Origin of the sequence: Microcoleus sp. B6-A1 (assembly GCF_036705085.1) — a bacterium.
Taxonomy (GTDB): domain Bacteria; phylum Cyanobacteriota; class Cyanobacteriia; order Cyanobacteriales; family Microcoleaceae; genus Microcoleus.
On record NZ_JAUBTU010000025.1, the window covers coordinates 1 to 26,061 of the forward strand.

Sequence of the window (26,061 nt, forward strand, 5' to 3'; positions counted from 1 at the left end):
CCGTCCAAAAAGGACGGGCGGGACGCCCATCCCACAATAACAATTAAAATTGTAAGTTATTTAATTCGCGATCCTAAAGCCGTTCCAAGAAATTTCGCAATAATTGCTTTCCCGCAGTCGTCAAAATACTTTCCGGGTGAAACTGCACACCTTCAATGTGCGGATATTCCCGGTGCCGCACGCCCATAATAGTTCCGTCTTCAACCCAAGCCGTAATTTCCAAAACTTCAGGACAACTCTGCTTTTCAATTACCAAACTGTGATAGCGAGTTGCAATCATCGGCGATTCCACGCCCTGAAAAACTCCGACTCCTGCGTGTTCTACCTGAGAAGTTTTGCCGTGCATCAACACGGGTGCAGAAACAATTTTGCCGCCGAATACTTGACCGATACTTTGATGTCCGAGGCACACGCCTAAAATTGGTAGAGTCGGCCCCAATTCTTTGATTAATTCCAGAGAAATTCCCGCATCTTCCGGCCGCCCCGGGCCTGGAGAAATCACCACTGCCGCAGGCTGTAATTGCCTAATTTCTGCTAAGGAAATTTGGTCGTTGCGGTAGACTTGCACTTCGCTGGCTACCGGCAACTCAGCACCGAGTTCTCCTAGATACTGTACCAAATTGTATGTAAAACTGTCGTAGTTATCGATGACTATAATCACGGGTTAAGTTAGATTTTAGGTTTTAGATTTTAGATTTTAGGTTAACTCGCTCCCTGAAAGCAAGGGTTTCAAGATTTTAGATAGATGCCGAAGATAAAAATAGCTGCAATATAGACTAAGAAAACTAAAAATCTCAAATTGGTCATCTAAAACCTAAAATTTTCTGGGCCCAATAAGTTACTGACGGGCGATCGCAATTTGAACGACTGCCCACAAAGGAGGAAGCAGAAGTGCAGCACCGACGATCGTAGCAGCCATTGCTGATACCAGAACCGCTCCAGCACCGCAGTCTTTGGCAATTTTGGCTAGTTCGTGGTAGGATTGCCCGACTGTCAAGTCTACCACGGATTCGATCGCCGTATTCAACAGTTCCATTGCTAAAACTATGCCAATGGTGACGCCGATCACAGATATTTCTACAGGTTGGAGTTGCAAAAATAGCGCGAGTCCGATCGCCAATGTTCCTATAACAGTGTGAATCCGAAAATTGCGCTGAGTTTCAAAAGCATAAGTCAGACCCCCCCAAGCGTATCTAAAACTCGTAGCTAAGCTAGATGCGATTTTCCAGGACAGATCTCGGTTGTATTTCAAGGCTTTTTTAGACTCGTGGACTGTCTGGCTAGAAGAGTCTTGAGGCATGGGCAGAAACTCTGCGATTTGTGATGAAATTGAGGGTCTATCTAGTGTCATAAAGAACCAACTTTAATTTACAGAGATGAATGAAAGCTAAACTTTTCAAATTAACTACATCAAGTCTAGGTAACTTTTCTATGTTTTTACTAAAGTTTTGGTTTAATTTCAGAAAGTTATGTTGGGCTTGACATGATTTGTTAAATCACCATCAACTTCAGTTATGCTGCCAGAGATCGCAAGACCGATCGCCCGCAGCAATATTTCTTGTTGATCGAGCATTTGAGTCAGACTTTCTTCATCCGGGTGATCCCAGCCCAAAAGATGCAGAAAACCGTGGGCGGCCAGCCAAGCTAGTTCGGTCTTCAGGGGATGTCCTTGCTGCTGGGCTTGTCGGTTCGCTGTATCGATCGAGATAACGATATCACCCAAGTATAGGGGTTCAGATGACTGCATTTCCTCTAGCTGAGGACAGTCTACCTCTAGAGATGCGAAAGCTAGTACATCGGTCGATCGATCAAGCTGGCGGTACTGGAGGTTGAGCGCTTGCATCTCCGTATCGGCGGTTAAACGCAGACTGACTTCGTAGCCGGGAGCAACTGGGACATCCTCCTGCTGGTTTTCCAGCCAAACGCTAAACCAATTTTCCCAGGTTTCGGCTGCAATCTCCCCGCTGGCTGCACTCTCAGGGAGGTTGGAAGCGTCGGCTGACTGCAGGGCGTGCCCGTAACAGTCCTCGACGTTCACCTCTATTAACATTTTTTTGCTCTCCTGTCAAGGGATATATTCAATTTTTTTACAAATTCCAATTGCGCGATCGAACGGCAGGGGATTTTGCTGTTGCTGGAAAGATACAGTAATCTGTTAGAGATTGCAACAGGCAGGCAGAACAATCAGCTTAACTCCCGATTAAGAAATATCAAAAACATCAGCAGAAATTAGAGGCTGATTGTTTGAATCCCCAATTAAGAATTGAAATAGCGATCGAGAAAAGCCAAACCCACGAGTACGCCTAAAAGTCCGGCGGCTGTCAAGGCAAAATGAAACAGAGAAGTCGCCCGCTTGCGAACCATGTTCCGCATCGCCAGCTTGACATAACTCGGTGGAGGTGCAGTGTTTGTCGGCGCTGTCGGGGTTTCGGCGGACTCTTCTGAGGCGGGAATTGCTGAGGGAGGTTGACTCATAACGGTTAGTTTAGAAGGTTAACAGAGGGGTTGCTGAGAACAGACTCGTCCCGATGTTAACAAATATGTAACGTTTTGTGTAGGCTTTTTTAGCTTTTCGATCGCCCCGGGCCCATTAAAGGGGGATTATACCAACAGATGAATGTGCGATCGCCCTGATAATCAATGCGATATTTTATTTTTATCTTCAGATACACAAGGATAAATTAAATTCCCGATCCGTGTTCCTGTGCGCTTTAACAAAAATTTTTAAATTGTCAAGTCGCACAATCAAGCGACACTCATTTGAGTTAACTCAAATGAGTGTCACCAGAAAAAGCGACTGTTAACCAACCGCGACGGGCAGTTATTCATAGATATAGCCACGGAAAAACAGAAACACAATTTTCCGGCTAAATAACCCAAGCTAAAAGTTAAATTACTCGGACACAAACATGGAAGTTTCCACCTTTGAAATCCTCACCGCACCGATCGCACCTGTGATGGGCATCCCTCCACAACTCATCCCAGTGGCTCGTCGAATCGTTCAGGGATACTTTCTCACCATCTCCAATCTCGAAGCGATCGACTTGCGATATCGGATTGAGTTTACCATCAGCTTACCCGTGCCGGCAGATCCTAATAAAATCTTGCTCAACAACGCTTTCTTAGTTGTTGACGTTGAAGGCAGTAACATCGAGGTACCTCTGACTCAGCAGCCAGGGAAACCGAAGGTATATCGCGCATTTTTCACAATACCCGCTCACAAAACTGCATCTGTTCAATTGTTGCCCATTCTGCCAAAAACTCTGACTCCAGGTTTGCTGGAAGTGCGCGGCTATGTCTCGCTATTTGTGCCAGCGCGTTCCATCTTTCCAAAGCCTCAACCCCAAAGCAAGAAACCAGTCAAGGTGTTATTGAATCCCGAAATTCGCGGTACTTTCTTGCCAAACGATTTCCCGTCAGCAACTCCAACTTCACCGGACTTCGATCAAATTAATTACACTTTAGCGATCGCCAGTGGAAAAGGCTTGAACGAGATTACGCCTGAACCAGGTAAACCAATTATCATCGATTTACCAATTGTTGGCCCAATTTTGGAAGAGTTACGCAACGGTAATTTGGACTTGGCTACTTTGGAAGCAGACAATTCAGAAAAAGCTCAAATGCTCGTGCAACTGCTGGCCCAACTCGATGCCAATGATGTCAATTTGAAAGAGCTAAATACAGTGATGGATAAATTCGATATTCCTGTCAGAATGTCTCGCGGCTAGAACTGTTAAATGGTAAGTAACTGTAGGGTGGGCAATGCCCACCTTACGTTTAATTACCTTTGATTACGTTTAATTAAGCCTACTTATACACTCACTGAGCTTTATTCAAATGTCGAACTCATTTAAATTTCAGCCTGTTTCTTTTAGTTGGGTGGCTGTTCATCCGCAGCCAAAAGGTGTGGTTCAATTTATTGGTGGAACTTTTTTTGGTAGTTTACCAACTTTGTTTTATCGATATTTTTTACACCAGTTGTTTGAAGAAGGTTATACCGTAGTTGCTTTGCCGTTTAGATTTACTTTTCGTCACTGGCCCATCGCTATTGGGTTATTAAAAGAGCAGGAGATTCTGAGAACAGAACTGACCCAAATTTCTCAAAGATTAGGCTATGAAAGCGAAATTTATCAAGAACCATCGAGTTATTTTTGGGTTGGTCACAGTCTGGGATGCAAGTACATTGCTCTTTTAGAATTTTTAAGCGACGATCGGTATCCAAATATTGTGGAGAAATTCTGCGATCGCCCTGACTACGAACGGATTCAAAGGTTAATCGAAAATCTGGGCATCGACCGACCTTCAATTAAAGGCCAGCCGTCCTTATTAATTGCTCCTGATATCAGCAATACAGAGAGCGCTATTCCAGTGCGATCGCTAGCAAAAATGTTAGACAAATTCCGCTTAGGAGTGCTACCAACCAGAGAACAAACTCAATGCTTTATTGCTAATAGTTCTCTGTTTAATTTGACTGCAATAATTTCTTTCGAGCGAGATGATATTGCTGGTTCTACCAATGATATTAAGAAAAGTCCAGAACAACAAAAAAACAGCGATGTACTTTGGCTCATACAACAGCTAAGTAATAGAAAATTGCCTTTATTGAGCCAGGAAATAGAAGGCAAACATTTAGAGCCGATTGGTCTCAAAATCGGTTATTATATTGTTAATCTCAATCCTTGGGAGAAATTCATCAAACCTCTGAAAAGCCGATTTCTTGAATATTGGTCTGTTCATTTTTTGGAGGCTTTAAAAAAGCGCTTAGGCGCTTAAATATCAGTTGTTATTTGCGATCGCCCTTTAACCCTCTTTCCCCCAACAAAACATCCGCCCAAGCAGCATCTGATTCTGAAAGCGCAGGAACTGGTGTGGCGGTGTAATCTATTCTAAAGTCATAGGCGGCGCGATCGTAAACCCCATTTAATAACGCTTGTAAATCTACAATTGGTTCCGCATCACTCGCTCGCAAAGGCAAGGGAAACTGAGGAATCATATCCGGTAAATTGAAAAGGTACAAATCTGCCAAAGGCCTTTGATTTCCGCGACTCACTAAAATTCGATAACTTGCCTCAATATCGTTATCAAAAACTGGTAGAGGTTGGTAACTTCGCAGCAAGTCAATCTCAACCAGATTAGTGCGACTACCAAACACCTTTTCTCGCTTTGCTTCATACATTTCTCGCCCTTTACCAGGGCGCTTATTGGCAGGTGACAGCACTTCAAGCACTGTCACAACTTCCCTAGTTGCTGTATCTCTTACCTCTAAATATGCTTCCCTAAATTCCACAGGTACTGGCAGTCTTACTTTCAAAGCTGTCACAGGCGGTGCGGCAACTGCAACATTAGAAGAAGTAGGGTTGGTTGGACTAGGAGAACGCTGCACAGTCACATCAGGAATCCCCACTAATAGGGAATTGTCCCCGCTAAGCTCATAAACTCTTTTTTCAATATCGACGATATATTTGGGCAGCAACTGCGGCACTAATGATTCAAAAATGCTACTAATTAGCAAGTGATGTACTTGAGGCCATAATTCAGGACTTTCTAAATAAGGATTCATCCCTGGAAATGGATTAGTCATTGATTTAACTCCTGTTAATTTACCTACTTGTATTATCCCCTTAACCCTCTCTCTCGCAACAGAGAATCGGCCCAAACAGCATCCGTTTCTGACAGCGGGGGCACTGCATCGGCTGTGTAATCAATTTCAAAATCATAACCTGCGCGATCGTATACTTGATTAATCAGCGCCTGTAAATCCAGAACCGGCTCTACATCTTCGGGACGCAAAGGCAAGGGAAATGCAGGAATTGTATCGGGAAGGTTAAATAAGTATAAATCGGCGATCGGGCGTTGATTGCTGCGGCTGACTAAAACGCGGCAGTCGCTTTTATGGGAATGTCCGAAAACTGGCAAAGGTTCCCCACCCCGCAACAAGTCTATTTCGACTAAATGGGTACTGCTATCAAATATTTTATTTCGCTTATTGTCATACTTTTCTCGACCTTCCCCCCGGCGTTTATTTGCAGGCGAAAGCACTTCAAGAACCGTGACAACTTCCTTGGTTGTCATATCGATTACTTCTAAATATCCTTCCCTAAATTCTTCCGACACTGGGATTCTGACTTTTAAAGGCTGCACAGTTCGGGAAGCGACGGCGACAGCATTAGATGCGATCGCACTTGCGGGACGGCGTTTCTGTTGGATAGAGACATCAGGAATCGCTACTAATAGAGAATTTTCACCTTTGATTTCGTAAATTCGCTTTTCAATAGCGACGCGGTATTTAGGGCGCAATTGCGGAGTTAACGACTCCTTAATCACACTAATCAGTAAATGATGGACTTCTGGCCAAAAATCAGGATGTTCTAAATAAGGATTCATCCCCGGAAATGGATTAGGCATGAGCGTACTTCCCGTTTACCACTACTATTTTAGCAGCTCAATTAAAAAAACGCAGACAATATCAACATATCATCTGCGTTAATCCGCGTGCATCTGCGATTAAAATTCCCTAAAAATTGCCATAACTGCTAATAGCAGCCTGCAACCTTCCAATCACTTCATCAACCGAAATCGCCCCCAACTCCCCAGAAGCCCGCGTCCGAATATTCAAACTATTCGCCTCAACTTCCTTCGCACCCACAACACCCATCACCGGAATTTTATCCTTCTCAGCATTGCGAATCAACTTGCCCAAACGCTCGCTATCCTCATCAGCTTCTGCGCGAATATTTAGCGCCTTCATCTTCGCCGCCACTTCCTTTGCAAACGGCAAAAACTCCGCGCTGACAGGCAACAACCGCACCTGAATCGGCGCCAACCACAGCGGAAAATCGCCCGCATACTGCTCGATCAAAATCCCGATCAAGCGTTCCAAAGAACCGAAAGGAGCGCGGTGAATCATCACCGGACGCTTGCGAATGCCGTCTTCAGCAACGTATTCCAAATCAAAACGTTCTGGCAAATTATAATCTACCTGAACAGTTCCTAATTGCCATTCTCTATCCAAAACATCTTGGAAAATGAAATCGAGTTTCGGCCCGTAAAAAGCCGCCTCCCCAATTCCCTCAAAATAATTCATTCCCAAAGTTTCCACCGCGCGGCGGATTGCACCTTGAGCCTTTTCCCAAGCTTCATCGGAACCGATGTATTTCTCTAAATTGTTCGGATCGCGGAAACTCAAACGCGCTTTAAAGTTTTTCAGTTGCAGACTCTTGAATACTGACAGAATCAAATCCACCACATTCAAGAATTCAGCATCCAACTGTTCCGGCGTAACAAATAAGTGAGAATCATCCACCGTAAAGCCGCGCACCCGCGTTAAACCGCCCAATTCTCCCGATTGTTCGTAGCGGTAAACTGTGCCGAATTCCGCTAAGCGCATCGGCAATTCTCGATAGGAACGCAATTCGCTTTTGTAAATTTGAATGTGAAAAGGGCAATTCATGGGTTTCATCACAAAACCCTGTTCGTTTGCTGCTGCTTCCTCATCCTCCGCCATCAGCGGAAACATATCTTCTTTGTATTTCTGCCAGTGTCCAGAAATTTTGAACAAATCGACTCTGGCAATGTGCGGAGTCACTACTTGCAAATAACCGCGCTTGATTTGTTCTTGTTTCAAGTAATCTTCTAAAATACTTCTCAAAACAGTGCCTTTCGGCGTCCACAAAGGCAAACCAGGCCCCACCGCATCGGCAAAGATAAACAAGCCTAATTCTTTGCCTAATTTGCGGTGATCGCGCCTTAATGCTTCTTCTTTGCGGTGTTTGTATGCTGCTAGCTGTTCGGGGGTTTCCCAAGCAGTGCCGTAAATGCGCTGTAACTGAGCTTTGGTTTCGTCGCCGCGCCAGTACGCGCCTGCTAGGCTTTCTAGCTCGATCGCCTTTGGATTCAACTCACTGGTATTATCCAAGTGAGGCCCGGCGCACAAATCCCACCATTCCTCGCCCAAATGGTAAAGAGTAATCGGTTCGATCAAACCTTCTAAAATTTCTAATTTGTAAGGTTCGTTAATCTCCTTAATTCTACGTTCCGCTTCCTCGCGGCTGACTTCTTCCCGAATTACAGGCAATTTACGGTTGATGATTTTGATCATCTCTTTTTTAATGGCTTTTAAATCCTGTTCCGTAAAAGGTTCGGGAGTGTCAAAGTCATAATAGAAACCGTTTTCAATCCAAGGGCCAATGGTCACTTGCGCCTTGGGAAATAACTTCTGCACCGCCATCGCCATAACGTGGGAGGTGGTGTGGCGAATTTTTTTTAGTGCCTCCGACTCACTCGTGCGGGGCAACTCAATTTTAGCGGACTCTTCTGGAGGGGACATGGATTGTGAGCTAGACATCGGCTGAATTAGCAATTAATTTAGTTGCAGTTGCTTCTATCTTACTCAGATTGGGACAGTAAGCGCCGACTTCCGGCAGGGGGACACTCCGGGAAATTAGGTCATTCTGGCCCGCGCAGGGGATTGGCCCGCGCAGGGGATTGGCCCGCGCAGGGCATAGTTTTTTTCTTCCTTCTTTCTTCTTCCTTTCATCCGTTACATCCGTTACATCCGAAGAAAGCGAATCCGTTGCCGAACTTCCTTCTCCTATGAGCTATTGCTAGCGAGTCTGAGCGGATATTGCAGAATTTGGGGATTTCGACTCAAAAATCGCTGCTGACACATTTAAATTTATTCACACCCACCTGCTAATTGTTGTTAAATTATTAAAATTTTGTTAGAAATATGTTACAATATGTAAAGACCGTCTAAGACTATAATAGATAAATAACCCAATTTTGATCCATGCTTAATTCCAACTTGCCCGAGCCAGAATTGCTCAAAGCGTTACTGGAACCGCTGTTAGAGGATTTCACTTACTGGTTCGATCGATCGGCAAAGCTCTTAGAAACTGAGGAAATTCCCTTTCTGGGCGACGAAGATCAATCTGACTTGCTGGCGCGAGTCAAACAGGCTCAGCAAGAAGTAGGCGCTGCTAAAGCTCTATTTCAAGCAACCGGAGGTCAAGTTGGGATTGAAACAGCAGCACTGATGCCGTGGCACAGACTGCTCGCCGAATGCTGGCAAGTATCGGCGCGCTTTCGCTCATGGCAGTCAGCTCCCCCTGGAAAATAAGGAAGCGAGTTCAAGTTAAATTTGCAGTCAAATCCCAAAAATGAGGAAATGTGGCTGCTGACTTGACAACCTCCAACAGATTTCCAGTTAATAAGTTATCAGAAAATTGGGTTTAAAACCCCGTCCTTTTAGGAAGGCTTTATTTCCAAAAAGTTGTAAAAGTTTCCCAAATAGTACCCTATACTACAAATAGATACAGGTAGAATAACCGCGAGCATCGAATGGATAACCAACCCCAAAATGACCCGCTTGAGAAACAATAATGTCTCGTGGGTGGCGAAAACCACAAAAACATAGCTAGGGTAGCCATCGCGCACCCATACCAGAAAACTCAAAATCTTAGTAGTTAGATGTACCGTAGGGCATACGGGAACAAAGGGAATGATCCCTTAACGCTTGGGGAGACAAGCCCTCTGGGACTATTCAAATTAGGCTGGAAGCTTCGTTCAATTGGACGGGTTTTTGGTTTAAATATTGCCGAAGGGATGAATAGTTTAAAGGTATGTCAGTGAACCAAGAATCCCCGCGTTTACGGCCGGGAGTGTCAATACTTGCTGAAACACTTTTGTAAATTGCTGTGTGGCTGTTTAGCCCGGAGGAGAAGATAATGTTGCACTTGCTTTATATTTTAGCTTTTACCGTTCTTGCCTTTCTGGCAGTCGGTAACTTAATCCGCAGTCTAGTCACCGTTGGTATGGAGTCCCAGCGCCCTCAACAGTTCAGGGCAAATAATCCCTACCCATCCTATCCTCGCTCTCAACCGGTACCGCATCCAGAACTTTTAGATGAATACGGAAACATAGTCAATGAGCCGCTTTTAGTGATGCGTTCGCTGACTGTCCAAGACGCCCGCGAACAATTAGATGCTCTCTACAAATCATCTCCGGGCGGCAGCGACGAAGGGGGCGAACTAGCCTGATACAACCACAGCCGCAGCATTTATACTTAGGCGCGATGCCTCAAAAAAATATAGGACTTACACGCTAGGTGTCCGAAGCCCGGTTTATTCATAGATGGTGGGTAAAAACCGGGTTTCTTGGGATCAGTCGTCAAAATAATTGGTCGTTAGTTTTTAACTAATGGCTAATTATTTGCGCTTTTTTAAAGTTTAATTACCGATTAACCAGATCGATCGCCAAAAAGCGATAATTATGGCACTGATATCCAAGAGCGAGGATAGTTTGACACTCAAGTACAGGGAAACTAGGAATCGGGGCGGGCACGGCGGAGCGAATTTGGGCGAACACCGGGGTACCCCAGGAGAGCGAAACCGATTTCTTTGTACTTTACTTACCAAGTGCTGTAAATCTATCAGATACTGAAGAAGGATCGCTCTAAATCTCCTATCGATCCTGTTTTGTCATCGGCAAAAATGCACGTTTAAGGCTAGATGATCGTCCCTATTTCGCTACTGGCAGAACTTCTGCAAGCTTTGCCCCAACTGCGGGCACAAATTTATTTCAAATCTTCCATGACAGCCTTGTCTCACGCGATGGAAGACTTAGTTTTGGCGGGTTCCGACGACGAACCGCTAGTCATTGCCAGCTTTCAGCGAGAGCGCTTCTACCGCCAGGAAGCTCACCGCTACCGGCGAATTGCCTCACGCTCGTCTCAGGTATACGTGCTGGCAGCACCGGAAACTGACTTTAAAAATTCCTCGGAATGTCACGAAACTGTGGCGTTTGCACCGGAGGACGGATTGAGTAAAGAGTGGCACTTAGTGGTGCTGGGGCAGCACTACTCAACTTGCCTGATTTGTCAAGAAAAAATTGTGCCGATCGACAACCAGGACGATCGCGGGCCACTGTTGATGGATCAAGCTCGCAGATTTGAAGGAATTTGGACGTTCGATCGCGAGGTAAGCTCCAAAGCGGCGGCATTGTTGCTCGATAGAATTGTCAATTATCGCCCGGAATTGGCCGAAAAGATCGATCGAGCGCGAACTACTTACAAGCTCAAAACCCCGAAAAAAACGAGGAAATCAGCCACTTCCAAAGCCACAAAACCCAACATAAGTACGGGAAAAAGCTCAAAAATTCCCAATCCCAAATTGAGCGATGCTTTTACCGAACGCTTAGTCACCTACTTGCAAGCAGGTCAGCACAAACTACTCAAAGCATACAGCGCCATCGCCGCTCAGGAACGCAAAGAACGCCTGGTAAACTTAATTACCACGGCAATGCGGCAGTCTCTCAACCCACAAGAAATCGTCGAAGTTGCAGTCCAAGAACTCGGCACTGCCCTGTCAGCAAGCCGATGTTTGATTTATCGCTGCAAGGCTGCAGATGTGGCGGTCAAAATCGATCGCGAGTTTTTGGCTTCCGGCGCTAGTTCCCTGCTGGATCAGACTTGGCTGTTGCAGGAAAATCAAATATGGAGCGACGCGGTGGCGCGGCAGGAGCGAGTTTACATCCAAGACACAGCACAACACCCGCTGATTGTCAATACAAAATCCCTGGAAAAAATTGTAAAAAATTGGCAAATAGTCTCTTGGTTAATGGTGCCAGTGCTTTATCAGGGGCGGGTTTTGGGAATGGTGGAAATGCACCAGTGCCGATCGACTTTGGCTTGGGAAGAAGACGAAATTGCATTAGTAGAGGCAATCGCCACCCAACTCGGAGCGGCCTTAATTCAAGCAGAAACCTACGCTCATTTAGAAGAACTCAACCAACAATTAGAAGCATTAGACCGCACTCGCAGCAATCTAATTGCCATCACCGGACATGAACTCCGCACCCCTCTTTCTACGATTCAAGTTTGTTTGGAAAGCTTGAACTCCGAACCAGATATGCCCCCAGAATTGCGGCAAATCATGTTAGAAACTGCCCTCGGCGATGCCGATCGAATGCGGAAACTCGTGCAGGATTTCTTAACTCTTTCTCACTTAGAAAGCGGGCGAGTCCAATGGAATGTAGAATCGCTGACGCTGCAAGAATGCGTTGATTTGGCCCTTAGCAGCGTGCGATCGGGGGGCGGACTCGATCGACAGTTACCGGAAATTATCGCCGAAGTTTCGGCAGAATTGCCTTTAGTGCAAGCTGACGGAGAGTGGTTGGTAGAGGTGCTCTCCAAACTGCTAGACAACGCTTGCAAATTCACCACACCTCAAGGAAGCGTGACCATAAGAGCCAAATGCAACGGTTCTCGGATGGTGGAAGTTCTCGTAGCCGATACAGGGAGGGGAATCGAGGCGAACAGTTTAAAAGTAGTGTTCGATCGATTTTATCAAGAAGAAGGAGCTTTGCGCCGCAGCGCCGGCGGTACCGGTTTGGGATTGGCAATTTGCAAACAGATTGTTGCCGGCTGGGGCGGTAAAATTTGGGTAGATTCCGCAGGAAAAGACCGAGGAAGTGAATTTCACTTCACTATTCCGATTGTTTAGACTAAATTGATACAGCGTATTCAAGGTTTATGAGGTATACCCCAGAAACCGGGTTTCTTTACAGTTCTCGCATGATTACTGATTCTGTTCAATAAACCCGGTTTCTCGCGATCTACATTTACATGGAATATACTGTAAAAAACCTGGTTGGTGGGCGTCTGAGCGCGCAAGTAGCGATCGAGTGATATCAAATCCGGTAGCATCGTCCTGTATTCATCTCTGTATTCTCTCCCTCTGCGTTCTCTGCGCCCTCTGCGGTTAAATCATTCCGATACAACCGGAAACGATATGATATCAAATTCGGCTGCGCTGGCATGATATCAAATCCGCTGCTAACAAATTTGATCTGAGGGGCTATTTAAGCCGGACTTGATATCACATACTAATCTAAAGTCGTCTTGAGACGACTTGAGCTATGAGGCTCTTGTTTCAACCCCTGTCGGACTTAACGACTACTATTAATGCCGATTGCATCGGAAGGATTTAACCACAGAGAACGCAGAGAACGCAGAGAAAGAGAAGAGAGAGATGAATACAGGACGATGCAAAGGTCAAGGATATCACCCTCAATCCTCACCCTGTGAGATCGGCCTTAAAGGTGAGGTGGCCACGCGGTGTTCAGCTTTAAAATATAAAGTATCAAAGCAGATTCAGGATGCGCTTGCCGTTTTCAACCCGGTTTGGCGACACAGTACCTAGGGATGCTGCCGAAAATTAATATCAGTTTAAAAAAAGAATCCAACTGTAGGTAAGCTGCAAACCCCGATAGTAATCAGTCATGCCGAATCTAAAATCTAAAATCTATAATCTAAATTGGTATAAGTCTCCTGTCCACAAGCCGTGACATGGTAAAAGTCGATCGAATCTGTTGAGGCACGGCCAACGCCAGTGTTGATTCGGGAAAAATTGAGAATGCAAATGTTTCGCCCGGAAAAAGTTTTTTTCCAGAAGAATACTCAAACCTAGAGGTTAGCAAAATCGATTATGTCACCTACAACCCAGATGAAATCTACTCAACCTATGGCCAAAAAGCCACAACTACAATTAGGTTCTCAAGGTAAAGCGGTATTGGAACTCGAACAACTCTTAACCAAGTTGCAACTTTATCGGCAGCCTGCTAAAGGAATTTTTAACCAAGCAGTTCAATTTGCGGTGAAACTGTTTCAGTTTCGGGTTTTCTTGTCGCCGGATGGCATTGTCGGGCCGCTGACTTGGCAGGCGCTTTATACTGCTGCTCCAGTTAATATGCCGATACTCAAATTAGGCAGTTCTGGGGAAGCAGTCGCTACTGTTCAGGAAGTTCTCAAAATTTCCAAGCATTATGGCGGAAAAATTGACGGCGACTTTGCTACTTTGACGGACAAAGCTGTTCGCGCATTTCAAAAAAGCTTTGGGATTGAGGCCGACGGGATTGTAAATCAAGAAACTTGGACTGCTTTGAGCCAAATTCCGCGCGGCTATGACCCTAAGTGGTTCTTGACTTAGGGTTGACGCGGTAAATTGTGCGATCGTGTGTGGGGGGAAATTGGGGGAATGTGCGATTATTCGGGTGCCCCACAAGCACCAGAATAATTGCTGTTTTTTTTTGATTATTTTTTCGGGATTCGTGCTGCCTAATTTGGTTTTATAACTTTGGTGAAAATTACCAATTATCAACTATTAATTACTAATTATCAATTATCAGAAAAGATCGATCGCCAAAAAACTGTTAACTTTCCTTACAATTTCTACAGCCGTGTCGCCTCATGATGATACGATGCCGTAAAAATCCTTTGGATATGTTTATGGCAGAAGAACTCACTGGACAACCCCCTCTTTTCGGCGGCAGCACAGGCGGCTTGCTGACCAAGGCGCTAGTTGAAGAGAAGTACGCTATCACTTGGACTAGCCCCAAGGAGCAGGTGTTTGAAATGCCTACGGGTGGCGCTGCGATTATGCGTCAAGGCGACAACTTGCTGCATCTGCCCCGGAAGGAGCAGTGCATCGCTTTGGGTGGCCAGCAACTGCGGGCTAAATTCAAAATCACCAACTACAAAATTTACCGCGTGTTTCCAGACGGTACTACTGAGTACCTGCATCCCAAAGATGGCGTGTTCCCTGAGAAGGTGAACGAAGGTCGTCCCTACAACGGTAAGATTGACCGCAATATTGGCAGCAATCCCAATCCGGCTAAGCTGAAGTTCAGCGGTAAGAAGACTTTCGATCCTTAGACAATGAGTGCATGGCTGAGCAAAACATAGGTAATATTCCCTGTAAGGCTCAGCTTGTAAACTTGTTTTTGCAGTAGTATTCTGGCGCGGGAGGCTAAGCCCGCAGCGCCAAAATACTACTGCAAACTTCTAATCTTATTAAAAGTTAATGTTAAATTAAAAATGAATCTCGCAATCAGGCGAGCGCAGCCTTCTGATATCGATGTTTGCGCTCGCATTAATTATGAAGCTTTTAAAGATATTTCCGATCGCCATCAATTTCCTACAGATTTTCCGACGCTGGAGTTTTCAACTGAAATTATTGGTCTTGTGATCGAAAGTCCGTTGTTTTTTGGCATAGTAGCCGAGAACTCCGGTGCGGTTGTCGGCTGCGGGTTTATGGACGAACGCAGCCCGATTCGTGGTATCGGGCCCGTCAGTGTCGATCGAACTTTTCAAGGCCGCGGCACGGGACGGGAAATGATGAAAGCTTTGCTGGAACGGGGACAGGACGCTGTGGGCATCCGTTTGGTTCAGGAATCTTTTAATATGGCGTCACTGTCGCTGTACGCTTCTTTGGGTTTTGAGGTGAAAGAACCTTTCGTGTTAATGGAAGGGAAGTTTCGCAGCCAGCCTCCGCATGGGTTTGAGGTGCGGCCGCTGGCTAGTGAGGATGTTGATGAATGTGCGGCTTTGTGCAAGAAATTATACAGGTGCGATCGAACTAGCGATATTGAGTACGCCCTGAATTTCTTTTCTCCTTGGGTTGCTTGCAAACAAGGTCAGATTGTGGCTTATACTTGTGCGGTGTCGGCTTTGAGCCACAGCGTCGCAGAAACTGAGGCGGATATGCAGGCTTTGCTCTTGGGGGCGGCCGCGTACAGTTCCGAAGAATTGCTTTCTTTCCACTTGCCGGTGCGTTACGCAAGTTTGTTTCGCTGGTGTTTGCAAGAGGGGCTGCGCGCGCTCAAGCCGATGGCGGTGATGGCGGTTGGCGAGTACCAGCAGCCTCATGGCTGTTGCTTTCCGTCTTTTGTTTATTGACAAGACGGTTAGGACGCTTTTAATCGCTGAAATTATTGCCAGGATTGCATTTTCCTTCTTCCTTCTTCCTTCTATCCTTTACATCCGTTACATCCGTTACATAATCCGTTGCCGAACTTCCTTCTTCCTTCTGATATATATGATATTTCCCGATTTCTCACAATTCTCGGAACTGGCGACACAAGGCAATTTTGTACCCGTGTATCAAGAATGGGTTGCCGATTTGGATACGCCGGTGTCTGCGTGGTATCGGGTTTGTGCGGGTCAACCTTACAGTTTTCTGCTGGAGTCAGTGGAAGGTGGGGAAAAACTTGGGCGTTATAGTTTCTTAGGGTGCGATCCGTTGTGGATTTTGGAGGCTAAGGGCGATCGCACAACTCAAGTTTACCGCGATGGTTCGCAACAAGTATTTACGGGCGATCCGTTTGTAGCTTTAACTGAATGTTTGGAGTCTTATCAACCCGTGAAATTGCCGCAGTTACCGCCGGGAATTGGCGGGCTATTCGGTTTTTGGGGTTACGAGTTAATTAAATGGATAGAACCGCGAGTTCCCGTGCATCCAGCCAGCGAGAATGATTTGCCAGATGGCTTGTGGATGCAGGTGGATAATTTGCTGATTTTCGACCAGGTGAAGCGAAAAATTTGGGCCGTCGCCTATGCGGATTTGCGGGAGGTTGGCGTTGATTTGGCCGATGCTTATCAGCAAGCGTGCGATCGCGTTGGTAAGTTAGTTGAGAAGCTGCAATCGCCGCTTTCCCAGCAATCTACTCTCATAGAATGGACTCCGCCGAGGGACGGGCAAGATGCCCGTTCCACAACCGGAAATACAGAATTGGCTTACACGAGCAATATTACCCGCGAAAAGTATTGTGCCAATGTTTTAAAGGCTAAGGATTATATCAAAGCGGGAGATATTTTTCAAGTAGTTATCTCGCAGCGACTAGAGGCTGAATACAGTGGCGATTCTTTTGCACTTTACCGATCTTTGCGTCTGATTAATCCTTCTCCGTACATGGCTTATTTTCATTTCAGAGATTGGCAGATTATCGGATCGAGTCCCGAAATTATGGTGAAGGCGGAAAACACTGCTGATGGTAAAAAAATAGCAACTTTGCGACCGATTGCCGGCACTCGCCGCCGGGGTAAAACTCCTCAAGAAGATGATGCTTTGGCTGCTGAATTGCTGCAAGATCCCAAGGAAATTGCGGAACACGTCATGTTAGTTGATTTGGGCAGAAACGATTTAGGAAGAGTTTGCCGAAACGGTACTGTAAAAGTTGACGAATTAATGGAAATTGAGCGTTATTCTCATGTCATGCACATTGTGAGCAATGTGGTGGGAGAATTGGCCCAGGATAAGACAGCTTGGGATTTGTTGAAAGCTGGTTTTCCTGCGGGTACAGTTAGCGGTGCTCCGAAGATTCGGGCGATGGAGATTGTGCACGAGTTGGAAGGTTGCCGCCGGGGGCCGTATTCTGGGGTTTACGGGTATTATGATTTTGAGGGACAATTGAATAGTGCGATCGCGATTCGGACTATGGTTGTTCGTTCTTTAGGTGGTGATAAACATTCGGTTTCTGTGCAAGCAGGTGCTGGTTTGGTGGCTGATTCTAACCCGGATATGGAGTACGAAGAAACGCTCAATAAAGCCAGGGGAATGTTGGAAGCAATTCGCTGTTTGAAGTAGCGAGGCGGAGCCTCTGGATCTGTGTTACCAGGCAGAGCCTGGTAACAAGAAAACAGCAGTAATTATTGCATTATTGTCCAATTTACCTAAGCCCCTAATATTCGAGTGACCGAAACTGCAACATCAGGAAATGCCAGCGGATTAATATTACCCTGAGTCAGAGTTTCTCTCGATTGATATCCTTCATTGGTAGGCTCTCGAAATACTATTAATTCCCTAGTTCGCAAATTGACAACCCAATACTCAGAAATGCCGGGTTCCGCATAAATCTTGCTCTTGATTCCCAAGTCTTTGCTCAGAGTATGATCCGAGTATTCTATCAGCCAAAAGATGTTTTCTGGATAGGGATGATGTTCTCGGTAATCTTGTCCCAAACGTTGAATTACAGCGATATCGGGTTGTGGCTCGGAGTTGCTTGGCGGCAAGATAATCGGTTTACCTTGGCGGATTTTAGCCCGATCACCCAGCAAATAAATTAGGTACTCTCCAGCCTCATCGCTAGAGTAAGCATGAGATTCTCCTTCGGGAGCCATTTCGATTATTTCTCCACCTATTAATTCAACGTTTCGCCCTTCCAGAATGCCGGCTGCAATGATGCGGTGGTAGTCTGCAACCGTCCATTTTACAGTCGTGACGCTCACGGCGATTACTCCTATGTTTTTATTGTTATTTTAACGGCTGTCTTGCGATCGATGTAAAATATCAGTTATAGACTTTTATCAAAGGCATAATTATGAATTTTTATATAGTTGACGTGTTTGCCGAGTCAAAGTATGCTGGCAATCAACTAGCTGTATTTTGCGGTGCGGGAGTTGCCGAACTATCTGAGGCGCAAATGCTACAGATAGCGAGGGAAATCAATTATTCAGAAACTACGTTTATTCGATCGCCCGATCCGCGAGATGGCGGCTATGACGTGCGGATATTCACGCCCAAGAAGGAATTGCCCTTTGCCGGTCATCCGACTTTGGGCACTGCGTTTGTGTTGCAGCAAGAGATTATTCGCCAAAAGGTCGATCGAGTAATTCTCAATCTAGCCGTCGGTCAAATTCCAGTTACTTTTAATTATCACAATGAATCGGCAGATATTTTGTGGATGCGACAAAACCCGCCTAGTTTTGGTCAAGTTTTATCAGCCGAAAGTCTGGCAAATGTCCTGAATTTAGAACCCGATGAAATTGATTCCAACTTCCCAATTCAAGAAGTTTCTACGGGAGTACCGTTTATAATTGTCCCATTAAAAACTCTCGCCTCGCTCAAAAAAGCTCAAGTCAACTTAGATAAATATTTTGAGCTAGTTGATACAATGGAAGCGAAAGAAATTTTGATATTTTGCCCAGAAACTTACAGCGACCTTAATGATTTAAGCGTGCGAGTTTTTGCCCATTCATTAGGAATTCCAGAAGATCCGGCGACTGGCAGTGCTAACGGCTGTTTGGCTGCATATTTGGTAGAACATGATTATTATGGGTCAGCAAAGATTGATGTCAGAGTTGAGCAGGGTTATGAAATCGATCGACCTTCTTTGCTGTTGTTACAAGCTGCCAAAAATGAAGGGGAAATAGCAGTTTTGGTGGGTGGTAAGGTGGTGATGGTTGCTAAGGGAGAATTTGTGTAGAATTTTTAACAGAGAATTATTAACCGCAGATGGACGCAGCTAGATTTAGATGCTTGTTTGGCGATCGAGATGTGACAATTTTGCTAATAGCGATCGCAGCACTTTGTCTGCTTCTGGCAGTCGCAGCGCGGGAAAACCAGCCATCTGCGGCCTGAAGCAATTCTGTCTGAGTTTAAACAAAGCGCTTTTTTCGGAAAATTTGCAATTGAGTGCGATCGATCTGAACGACTACTGGCCGCCGTTTGTTGAGGACGATCGCATTGTGTCTGTTTAGCAAAAGCAACTGAGCCAATATTGCCACAATCGCGCGCCTTTTGAGGAACTTGCCTTCAAAACGCGCCATTCGGACGATCGCCTCCTCGATTTTATAACAACAGTTGTTGCCTTTCTGGGAAATCACAAAAATCGTTCCCGGTATGTAATCGCCTTCATTTGCCCAGAAAGCATACCTTTCGCCTAAAGTAAAGTAGTGAAAAACATTGTTAGCGGTGGAAGTTTTAGCTAACTTTTCCGAAACGCCCAAAGAATTAAAAACTACAGTGGATCTAATATAATCCGGGTATTTTGCTGCTATTTGCTGAGCAACTTTGCCCCCCAAACTTTCTCCGATGACATCGGGCGGATTCCCGCTGTGAAATTGCTGCTTTATCCAATCAATAGCACCCGCAGTTTGCGCCGATTTTAACTGGCGTTCTAGTTTTGCCATAAATACATCGGGCGTATCTTCCAAAACGCGATCGAAAGGATACCAAGAACCGTAGCCGCGAATCACTAAAACAGGTGGATGATTGCCAGAAATGGGGACGCGACTTTCAGCATAAAAACCAGTGCGAGAGTCTTCAAACACTTTTGTTATGATATAATTTCCATCAATAACTTGCCCTTCCTGGTGCCGAATGTAAATTGAAGGATTATTGGGTTTAAAAGTATCGTGCAGTTGGGGTTTGGCAAACTTTTCATACAGGGAATCTAGCAAGTGCCTTCCCGTTTTGCGATCGACAAAATCGAATTCTGTTCCTTTCATCCCAAATCTCATTTTTAACTGATTGTGGGGGGAAAACCCGGTATTTTTCTTTTGGCAAAATACCTTTAGCCAGATTTGGTAGGGGCGGGTTCACCAACCATATCTAACGATTACCGACAATCTAGATAAACCCGCCCCCCACTACCGATAACCTACGTCAACCCGAAATTTGCATCGCCTCGGAAAGGTACATGATGATTTATGGTTCGGTTCGGGCGGGTTTTCGAGATTGTTTGTTTCAGGCAATTATTGTTTGTGAACCCGCCCCTACAAGCACCCGGTACATTCTGATTTACCGTTGGGCGAGGGCGGGTTTTAGAGATTGTCAATTATTGGCAAATATTGTAGGTAAAACCCGCCCGCCCCTACCAAATCACTTTTACAAAACTCGCAACGTGCTAGCAACACTATCGACTGCTTCCATCGCGCGAATTTCATCGAGTGCTTGTTGAAAATTCCCTTCCCTAACATCGTGAGTCACGACGACAATTTCTGCTAAATCGCCGTGAATTCCCGTCTGCACAACTGATTCCAAACTAACTTTGTGGTTGCCGAAACAAGTGCCTAGTTTGCCAATTACCCCCGGAGTATCGCGCGTCAGAAAACGAGCGTAAAAGCGAGTAACAAGTTCCTGCATCGGAGCAATTTTGCAGTAGTGTTGGTGACTGCAACTGAGTAAAGGATGAGGAATCGGAACAGCTTGGCTTTTCAGGATTGCCGCCACATTTATAATGTCGGATACTACGGCGCTAGCTGTGGGGCCTGCACCGGCGCCGCGCCCATACAGCATCAATTGCCCGATCGGCTCTCCTTCGACTAAAATGGCATTGTAAACCCCGTTAACACTCGCCAGCGGATGAGTTTTCGGCACAAAACTCGGATGCACTCGAATTGACAGCAGTTCGCTTTCTCCCTCAGCTTGCTTGCCATTGTAGTGGGAGGTTTCTTGAGCAATAGCCAACAATTTAATCACAAATCCCAGCTTGTCGGCGTAGTCAATATCAGCCGCACTAACTTTTCTGATACCTTCGCAGTGAACATCTGCTAATTTGATGCGTCCGCCAAAAGCTAGCGAGGCTAAAATAGCAATTTTATCGGCAGCATCTAATCCATCTACATCTGCTGTGGGGTCAGCTTCAGCATACCCTAATTGCTGAGCGTCGGCGAGCACTTCGGCAAAGTCTGCGCCTTCTGTTTGCATCCGCGTCAGGATGTAATTAGTTGTGCCGTTGACGATGCCGGTGACAGTTTGAATGCGGTTTGCAACTAAGGATTGTTTGAGGGTTTGAATGACTGGAATGCCGCCGCCGACAGCAGCTTCTAGCATTACGTAAACGCCTTTTTTGTTGGCGGCCTCGAAGATTTCATTCCCGTAGCGGGCGATAACTGCTTTGTTGGCAGTGACGACGTGCTTGCCGCTGGCAATAGCTTGCAGAATGAGCGATCGCGCCGGTTCCAATCCGCCAATCAGTTCTACTACAATATCAATTTCCGGGTCAGTTGCGATCGCTTCTAGGTCAGTTGTCAGCACATTTTCTGGCAATTGTAAAGACCGAGTTCGAGAAATATCGCGCACTCCCACCCGATAGATTTCCAATTCCTGCAACAGTGGATGGCGACCATCTGGGGAGAGCAAAATCTCTGCTGTTCCCGCGCCAACTGTACCCAAACCTAACAAACCAATTTTGAAAGCCACGACTTTGACCCGTAGAAACTCAATTAAGCCACAACCATTGTAGGCTATTGGCGTACCGGATCAATGAAAATAGTATGGTAGGGTACGCATTCAGTACCTTACAAGTCGGATACAATTGCCCTAAAAACAATTGTAGGGCGAGCCAAGCCCACCCTACAAATCAGATTAAATCAGGTAACAGATTAATAAGTTTCAACGTGCCAACGGTGTTCTTTCTTCAACTGTTTCTGATAGGCAGCCCACTCAACACCGTGCTTGCCAGCCGCCGCCGACATTCCCTCATCAATTCCGCCTTCCATACCCTTCAAACCGCAGATATAAGTGTGAGTATTCGGCTTTTGAACCAATTCCCACAATTGGTCTGCGTTCTCTTGAATCCGGTTTTGAATGTACATCTTGCCGCCGTCAACATTCTTTTGCTCGCGGCTGATGGCATAAGTCAAGCGGAAATTATCAGGGAACTCGCGCTGCAATTGTTCCAACTCTTCCTTATAAAGAATGTTGGGAGTGTAAGCAACTCCAAAGAAGAGCCAAGCTAAACCTTTGAATTTGTAATCGGGATTGTTTTCTTTAAACATCCGCCACAAATAAGCCCGGAAAGGAGCAATCCCCGTACCGGTACCCATCATTATAATGGTGGCTTCTTCGTCGTCGGGCAACAGCATTTCCTTGCCTACGGGGCCGGTGATTTTGACATCATCTCCAGGTTGCAAACCGGTGAGAAAAGTCGAACAAACACCAAAGACTTGTTCGCCAGTTTCCGGGCTTTTGTACTCTAGGCGGCGCACGCACAGCGAGACTGTTTTGTCGTCGAGATGGTCGCCGTGACGGGTGGAGGCGATCGAGTAAAGCCGAATTTTGTGAGGTTTGCCGTTTTTATCTGTGCCATCGGGAATAATCCCGATACTTTGACCTTCGAGATAGTGCAAATTGCCTCCAGAAATGTCGAAGGTGACGTGGCGGACTGTGCCGTCGCCGCCTTCTCTGACTAATTCTTCTGTAGAAATGCACTTACCAATATAGGGATTGGCCGGCTTGTAGAGGTTAACAGGAACCTGAACTTTTTCCTTGGCTTGAGTCATGGGCTTAGTTTCTTCTCCAGATTTCTGACTCTGTAGCCCTGCTTCTGGTGCGACTTTGCCATTTGTTTCGGGAGCGCTGTTTGAGGGGCGGATGCTGACAATTCTTCCACCCATGCGAGCAATTCTACGCATTTCCTGATTCATGCGATCGTAGGGCACGGAGATAAATACGCTACCACTACGGCGAATCGGGTTACTTATTTGGTCAGTCGCTTGGCTCTGACGCATACCCTCCACTTCGTAAACAAAGATGCGGCTGCCTGATTCTGAGTTTGCCGCAACACCAGATATGCTTGGGCTGTACATTTGTTGATTTTCCTTCACGATACAGAGTTATAAAGAAAGAGAATGTGACGTTAGACTCAATTTACTTTTTTCTTAAGGCCATCGGGACTAATTGGCCGCGCCAATTTTTGGGCCTCGCCACGCCGTCCGTAGTGTTGAAGTTGCGATCGCTCGCGTTATCAAATCCCTACTAGCCGAACGCCGCGCTCACCGAGCCCGCTTTGCGTTCGGCTGTTGACCTATAGCTATTGTTGTCTGCGTACTGCCAATATTTTACCCGATCGGGGGATCTGCCCCGATAAGTCCTTGTGATTTGGGGAGCGCCCCACCAGATCAAGGAAGATTCGAGCAGTTTAATGAGGCTGAGCTTGTAGGGGGCCGACGCATTCTGGTAAGATTAACCGCTAAAGTTAGTATTAATTACTTGCCTTGAAGATTGCTTGGGTCTTCCCGGGCAGGCAGTCAACTCACTGCTGTATGCTGGTGAGAACTTGATCCTCTCGGGGTAGCAAAGCAGTACAAAGCCTGCTTGTGGCTACCTGCGGGCTGAAATTTTGTGGAATCTAGACTTGAGTTAGTTAGTAAACAGTGATTTTGTTAGAGGGAAACTATGACCAGTAAGCCGGATCGCGTGGTTTTAATTGGCGTTGCCGGAGATTCCGGATGCGGAAAATCTACTTTTTTACGCCGATTGACAGATTTGTTCGGGGAAGATTTCGTTACTGTAATCTGCCTCGACGACTATCATTGTCTCGATCGCAAGCAGCGCAAGGAAACAGGGATTACAGCCCTTGACCCTAGAGCCAACAATTTTGACCTCATGGCCGAGCAAATGAAGGCTCTCAAAGAAGGTCATGCGATCGACAAGCCGATTTACAACCACGAAACCGGTCTGCTCGACCCTCCTGAGCGGGTAGAGCCGAATCATGTGATTGTGATTGAGGGGCTGCATCCCCTGTACGACGAGCGAGTTCGATCGCTCCTCGACTTCAGCGTCTACCTCGACATCAGCGACGAGGTAAAAATTGCTTGGAAAATCCAGCGCGACATGGCGGAACGGGGCCACCGTTACGAAGACGTGCTGTTTGCAATCAATGCTCGCAAACCGGATTTTACCGCCTACATCGACCCGCAAAAGCAATATGCTGATGTGGTAATTCAAGTGTTGCCCACCAACTTGATCAAAGATGACAAAGAGCGGAAAGTTCTGCGTGTGCAGATGATCCAGCGCGAAGGCATCGCCAATTTTGAGCCTGCGTATTTGTTTGACGAAGGTTCAACAATTAACTGGGTTCCTTGCGGCCGCAAGCTGACTTGTTCCTATCCCGGAATTAAGATGTACTACGGGCCTGATGCTTTCTACGGTCACGAAGTCTCGATTTTGGAAGTAGATGGTCAATTCGAGAATCTCGAAGAAGTTATTTACATAGAAAGCCATTTGAGCAAGACTTCTGCGAAGTATGAAGGCGAGTTAACTCACCTGTTACTCCAGCACCGCGAATATCCTGGTTCCAACAATGGAACTGGTTTGTTCCAAGTGTTAGTCGGATTGAAGATGCGGGCGACTTACGAGAAGTTGACTGCAAAAGAAGCGAAAGTGGCTGTTAGTGTTTAGAACACCGACATGAAAGATTTGGGAGGCGCAATTGCGCCTCTTTTTTTGTGGGTAAATGAACCGCAGAGGGCGCAGAGGGCGCAGAGTAGAGTTACGGGAGGGTGTTTGGAAGTAGAGATTTTAAGAAGGTTTTTCCGGCTTCATGGAGGTCGCTATCTAGGGAAAAAGTTAAACTGCGAACTCGAATATCGTCATTTTTTATATCTAGTGGCTGTTTGAGGTTTTGCGGGTAGACGAGAATTGCATTTTGGCACTTTAACGCATTTGCGTAAGCAACTATTTGATGAATGTCATTATTGGCTACTTTATCGGGAGCTTTGTATTTTGTATCGAGGACGTATTGGACTTTTTTTGTTTCACTATCGCGTATAATTAAGTCAATCTTATCGAAATAATTTGTGTCATGTTCAACTCGGTGTTGTGGTTCGACCTCAAAGCCTTTTGGTGTATTTGCTTTGAGCCATTCAGCCACAAACTTTTCATATAAATTAGCCATGTCTATCAGAAAAGGGAGCATTTCGCGATCGCCTGTTTCGTGACTCGGCCCTGTGTTATCTAAAAAGAATCGACATAAGGCGTGTAAAAGTTGATAATCTTCATTCAAACGGTGATAATTTCTATCAATACAAGCTTCGGATTTAAAAGGTTTTAATGTAACAAATCCTTGGAGTGCGTGAAAGGCTTGTCGCACAGTGGATGAAACAGATTCACGGCACAAACCGCTGCGGCCAATGATGAAGAGTGTCCAAGCGAGTATTTGATTGTCTTCGATATCGCCTGTTTGTTCGTTATAGTGGCATTTTAGTTTAACATCCCAAGGTTTTTGCAGGGCTGACCGCAAATCGACGCGGCCGCGAATGTAGGCGAGTCTTTCTGTTTTGGATAAGTAATCGCGATATAATCCTTTGCGACAGCGTTCTAGAATTTTTTGGGCAAGAATGTTAGCTAATCGTTCATAGACTTGTTCTAAAGATTCGCACTCAATCTGTCCCTTCGGAAAATTGATATTAAGTTTGTAGGCATAGTCAAGCATTCCGAATAAGTTTGTTATCGGAACTTTGGGGCGGATAAAAATCTTAAAGTCGGGAGTAATTGGAATATTACCAACTCTGCCTTTAGATTTTAATTCCCATTTATATTTAGTTTTAGGGTTGGGAAATTCTATATCTATCTCCTTGGCATAATTCTGGTATATTTTTTGTCCTACTGCTTCCGGGATAAAACCTCGTTCAAAGCTTTCGGATTTATATTCTGTGAGTTCGATCATTTGGGGCGATTCTGGTTTCATAGATGCTGTAACGCCGTGTTTTCGGTAATAATG

General features: G+C 45.7%; 23 protein-coding genes. 11 read left to right on the plus strand and 12 right to left on the minus strand.

What is annotated here, in order from left to right:
- Nucleotides 1–73: 73 nt before the first annotated feature.
- The 4 genes from QUB11_RS11440 to QUB11_RS11455 form a co-directional block, all read right to left on the minus strand.
- Complete coding sequence (locus QUB11_RS11440; RefSeq protein WP_333157814.1) at nucleotides 74–661, minus strand: aminodeoxychorismate/anthranilate synthase component II; 588 nt, start codon at nucleotides 659–661, stop codon at nucleotides 74–76.
- A 177-nt stretch (nucleotides 662–838) separates the two neighbouring features.
- Nucleotides 839–1,300 (minus strand): diacylglycerol kinase family protein, encoded by a 462-nt coding sequence (locus QUB11_RS11445; protein ID WP_333202869.1) that lies wholly within the window; start codon nucleotides 1,298–1,300, stop codon nucleotides 839–841.
- 159 nt (nucleotides 1,301–1,459) lie between these two features.
- Complete coding sequence (gene ybeY, locus QUB11_RS11450) at nucleotides 1,460–2,050, minus strand: rRNA maturation RNase YbeY (RefSeq protein WP_333202871.1); 591 nt, start codon at nucleotides 2,048–2,050, stop codon at nucleotides 1,460–1,462.
- 206 nt (nucleotides 2,051–2,256) lie between these two features.
- Nucleotides 2,257–2,475, minus strand: a complete 219-nt coding sequence (locus QUB11_RS11455) for a DUF3285 domain-containing protein (RefSeq protein WP_172190724.1) — start codon at nucleotides 2,473–2,475, stop codon at nucleotides 2,257–2,259.
- 434 nt (nucleotides 2,476–2,909) lie between these two features.
- On the opposite strand from QUB11_RS11455, the gene QUB11_RS11460 reads away from it, so the two are divergent.
- Both QUB11_RS11460 and QUB11_RS11465 read left to right on the plus strand, forming a co-directional pair.
- A complete protein-coding gene (locus QUB11_RS11460) occupies nucleotides 2,910–3,728 on the plus strand; it encodes a hypothetical protein (protein ID WP_333202875.1) in 819 nt (272 codons plus the stop codon).
- A 109-nt stretch (nucleotides 3,729–3,837) separates the two neighbouring features.
- The gene (locus tag QUB11_RS11465) at nucleotides 3,838–4,773 is read left to right on the plus strand and encodes a DUF1350 family protein (protein ID WP_333202876.1); all 936 of its coding nucleotides are present in this window, start codon (nucleotides 3,838–3,840) and stop codon (nucleotides 4,771–4,773) included.
- 10 nt (nucleotides 4,774–4,783) lie between these two features.
- On the opposite strand, the gene QUB11_RS11470 is transcribed toward QUB11_RS11465, so the two are convergent.
- From QUB11_RS11470 to thrS, 3 genes are all read right to left on the minus strand, one after another.
- Nucleotides 4,784–5,581 carry a DUF4058 family protein gene (locus tag QUB11_RS11470; RefSeq protein ID WP_333202878.1) on the minus strand — a complete coding sequence of 266 codons (798 nt, stop codon included), beginning with the start codon at nucleotides 5,579–5,581 and terminating at the stop codon, nucleotides 4,784–4,786.
- A gap of 32 nt (nucleotides 5,582–5,613) precedes the next feature.
- Complete coding sequence (locus tag QUB11_RS11475) at nucleotides 5,614–6,405, minus strand: DUF4058 family protein (protein ID WP_333202880.1); 792 nt, start codon at nucleotides 6,403–6,405, stop codon at nucleotides 5,614–5,616.
- A gap of 109 nt (nucleotides 6,406–6,514) precedes the next feature.
- Nucleotides 6,515–8,344, minus strand: coding sequence for a threonine--tRNA ligase (gene thrS, locus QUB11_RS11480; RefSeq protein ID WP_333202882.1), 1,830 nt, complete (start codon nucleotides 8,342–8,344; stop codon nucleotides 6,515–6,517).
- Nucleotides 8,345–8,788: 444 nt separating this feature from the next.
- Here thrS and QUB11_RS11485 point away from each other — a divergent pair, with 444 nt between their 5' ends.
- The 7 genes from QUB11_RS11485 to trpE all read left to right on the plus strand — a co-directional run bounded on the left by QUB11_RS11485 (nucleotide 8,789) and on the right by trpE (nucleotide 17,420).
- A complete protein-coding gene (locus QUB11_RS11485) occupies nucleotides 8,789–9,118 on the plus strand; it encodes a DUF2605 domain-containing protein (protein ID WP_333202884.1) in 330 nt (109 codons plus the stop codon).
- A gap of 607 nt (nucleotides 9,119–9,725) precedes the next feature.
- Nucleotides 9,726–10,037: a DUF2973 domain-containing protein gene (locus QUB11_RS11490; protein ID WP_333054700.1), complete on the plus strand. Its 312-nt coding sequence runs from the start codon at nucleotides 9,726–9,728 to the stop codon at nucleotides 10,035–10,037.
- A gap of 471 nt (nucleotides 10,038–10,508) precedes the next feature.
- Nucleotides 10,509–12,500: a DICT sensory domain-containing protein gene (locus QUB11_RS11495; protein WP_333202886.1), complete on the plus strand. Its 1,992-nt coding sequence runs from the start codon at nucleotides 10,509–10,511 to the stop codon at nucleotides 12,498–12,500.
- A 984-nt stretch (nucleotides 12,501–13,484) separates the two neighbouring features.
- The gene (locus QUB11_RS11500) at nucleotides 13,485–13,985 is read left to right on the plus strand and encodes a peptidoglycan-binding protein (RefSeq protein ID WP_333202888.1); all 501 of its coding nucleotides are present in this window, start codon (nucleotides 13,485–13,487) and stop codon (nucleotides 13,983–13,985) included.
- Nucleotides 13,986–14,284: 299 nt separating this feature from the next.
- Nucleotides 14,285–14,710, plus strand: coding sequence for a photosystem I reaction center subunit II PsaD (locus tag QUB11_RS11505; RefSeq protein ID WP_333160170.1), 426 nt, complete (start codon nucleotides 14,285–14,287; stop codon nucleotides 14,708–14,710).
- A 162-nt stretch (nucleotides 14,711–14,872) separates the two neighbouring features.
- On the plus strand, nucleotides 14,873–15,733 hold the full coding sequence (locus tag QUB11_RS11510; RefSeq protein ID WP_333202890.1) for a GNAT family N-acetyltransferase: 861 nt from the start codon (nucleotides 14,873–14,875) through the stop codon (nucleotides 15,731–15,733).
- A gap of 139 nt (nucleotides 15,734–15,872) precedes the next feature.
- Nucleotides 15,873–17,420 carry an anthranilate synthase component I gene (trpE, locus tag QUB11_RS11515; RefSeq protein ID WP_333202894.1) on the plus strand — a complete coding sequence of 516 codons (1,548 nt, stop codon included), beginning with the start codon at nucleotides 15,873–15,875 and terminating at the stop codon, nucleotides 17,418–17,420.
- Nucleotides 17,421–17,506: 86 nt separating this feature from the next.
- Here trpE and QUB11_RS11520 read toward each other — a convergent pair whose 3' ends face one another.
- On the minus strand, nucleotides 17,507–18,061 hold the full coding sequence (locus QUB11_RS11520; protein ID WP_333202895.1) for a Uma2 family endonuclease: 555 nt from the start codon (nucleotides 18,059–18,061) through the stop codon (nucleotides 17,507–17,509).
- Nucleotides 18,062–18,153: 92 nt separating this feature from the next.
- On the opposite strand from QUB11_RS11520, the gene QUB11_RS11525 reads away from it, so the two are divergent.
- Nucleotides 18,154–19,038 carry a PhzF family phenazine biosynthesis protein gene (locus QUB11_RS11525; RefSeq protein ID WP_333202897.1) on the plus strand — a complete coding sequence of 295 codons (885 nt, stop codon included), beginning with the start codon at nucleotides 18,154–18,156 and terminating at the stop codon, nucleotides 19,036–19,038.
- A 172-nt stretch (nucleotides 19,039–19,210) separates the two neighbouring features.
- Here the strand turns inward: QUB11_RS11525 and QUB11_RS11530 are convergent, their stop codons facing one another.
- The 3 genes from QUB11_RS11530 to petH all read right to left on the minus strand — a co-directional run bounded on the left by QUB11_RS11530 (nucleotide 19,211) and on the right by petH (nucleotide 23,146).
- Complete coding sequence (locus tag QUB11_RS11530) at nucleotides 19,211–20,062, minus strand: alpha/beta hydrolase (protein ID WP_333202899.1); 852 nt, start codon at nucleotides 20,060–20,062, stop codon at nucleotides 19,211–19,213.
- A 379-nt stretch (nucleotides 20,063–20,441) separates the two neighbouring features.
- On the minus strand, nucleotides 20,442–21,758 hold the full coding sequence (locus tag QUB11_RS11535; RefSeq protein WP_333202901.1) for a homoserine dehydrogenase: 1,317 nt from the start codon (nucleotides 21,756–21,758) through the stop codon (nucleotides 20,442–20,444).
- A 182-nt stretch (nucleotides 21,759–21,940) separates the two neighbouring features.
- Nucleotides 21,941–23,146 (minus strand): ferredoxin--NADP reductase, encoded by a 1,206-nt coding sequence (gene petH / locus QUB11_RS11540; RefSeq protein WP_333202903.1) that lies wholly within the window; start codon nucleotides 23,144–23,146, stop codon nucleotides 21,941–21,943.
- A gap of 589 nt (nucleotides 23,147–23,735) precedes the next feature.
- Here petH and QUB11_RS11545 point away from each other — a divergent pair.
- On the plus strand, nucleotides 23,736–24,740 hold the full coding sequence (locus QUB11_RS11545; RefSeq protein WP_333035850.1) for a phosphoribulokinase: 1,005 nt from the start codon (nucleotides 23,736–23,738) through the stop codon (nucleotides 24,738–24,740).
- A gap of 91 nt (nucleotides 24,741–24,831) precedes the next feature.
- Here the strand turns inward: QUB11_RS11545 and QUB11_RS11550 are convergent, their stop codons facing one another.
- Entirely contained in the window at nucleotides 24,832–26,028 is a 1,197-nt protein-coding gene (locus QUB11_RS11550; protein WP_333202906.1) for a 5-methylcytosine restriction system specificity protein McrC, read from the minus strand.
- Nucleotides 26,029–26,061 lie beyond the last annotated feature (33 nt).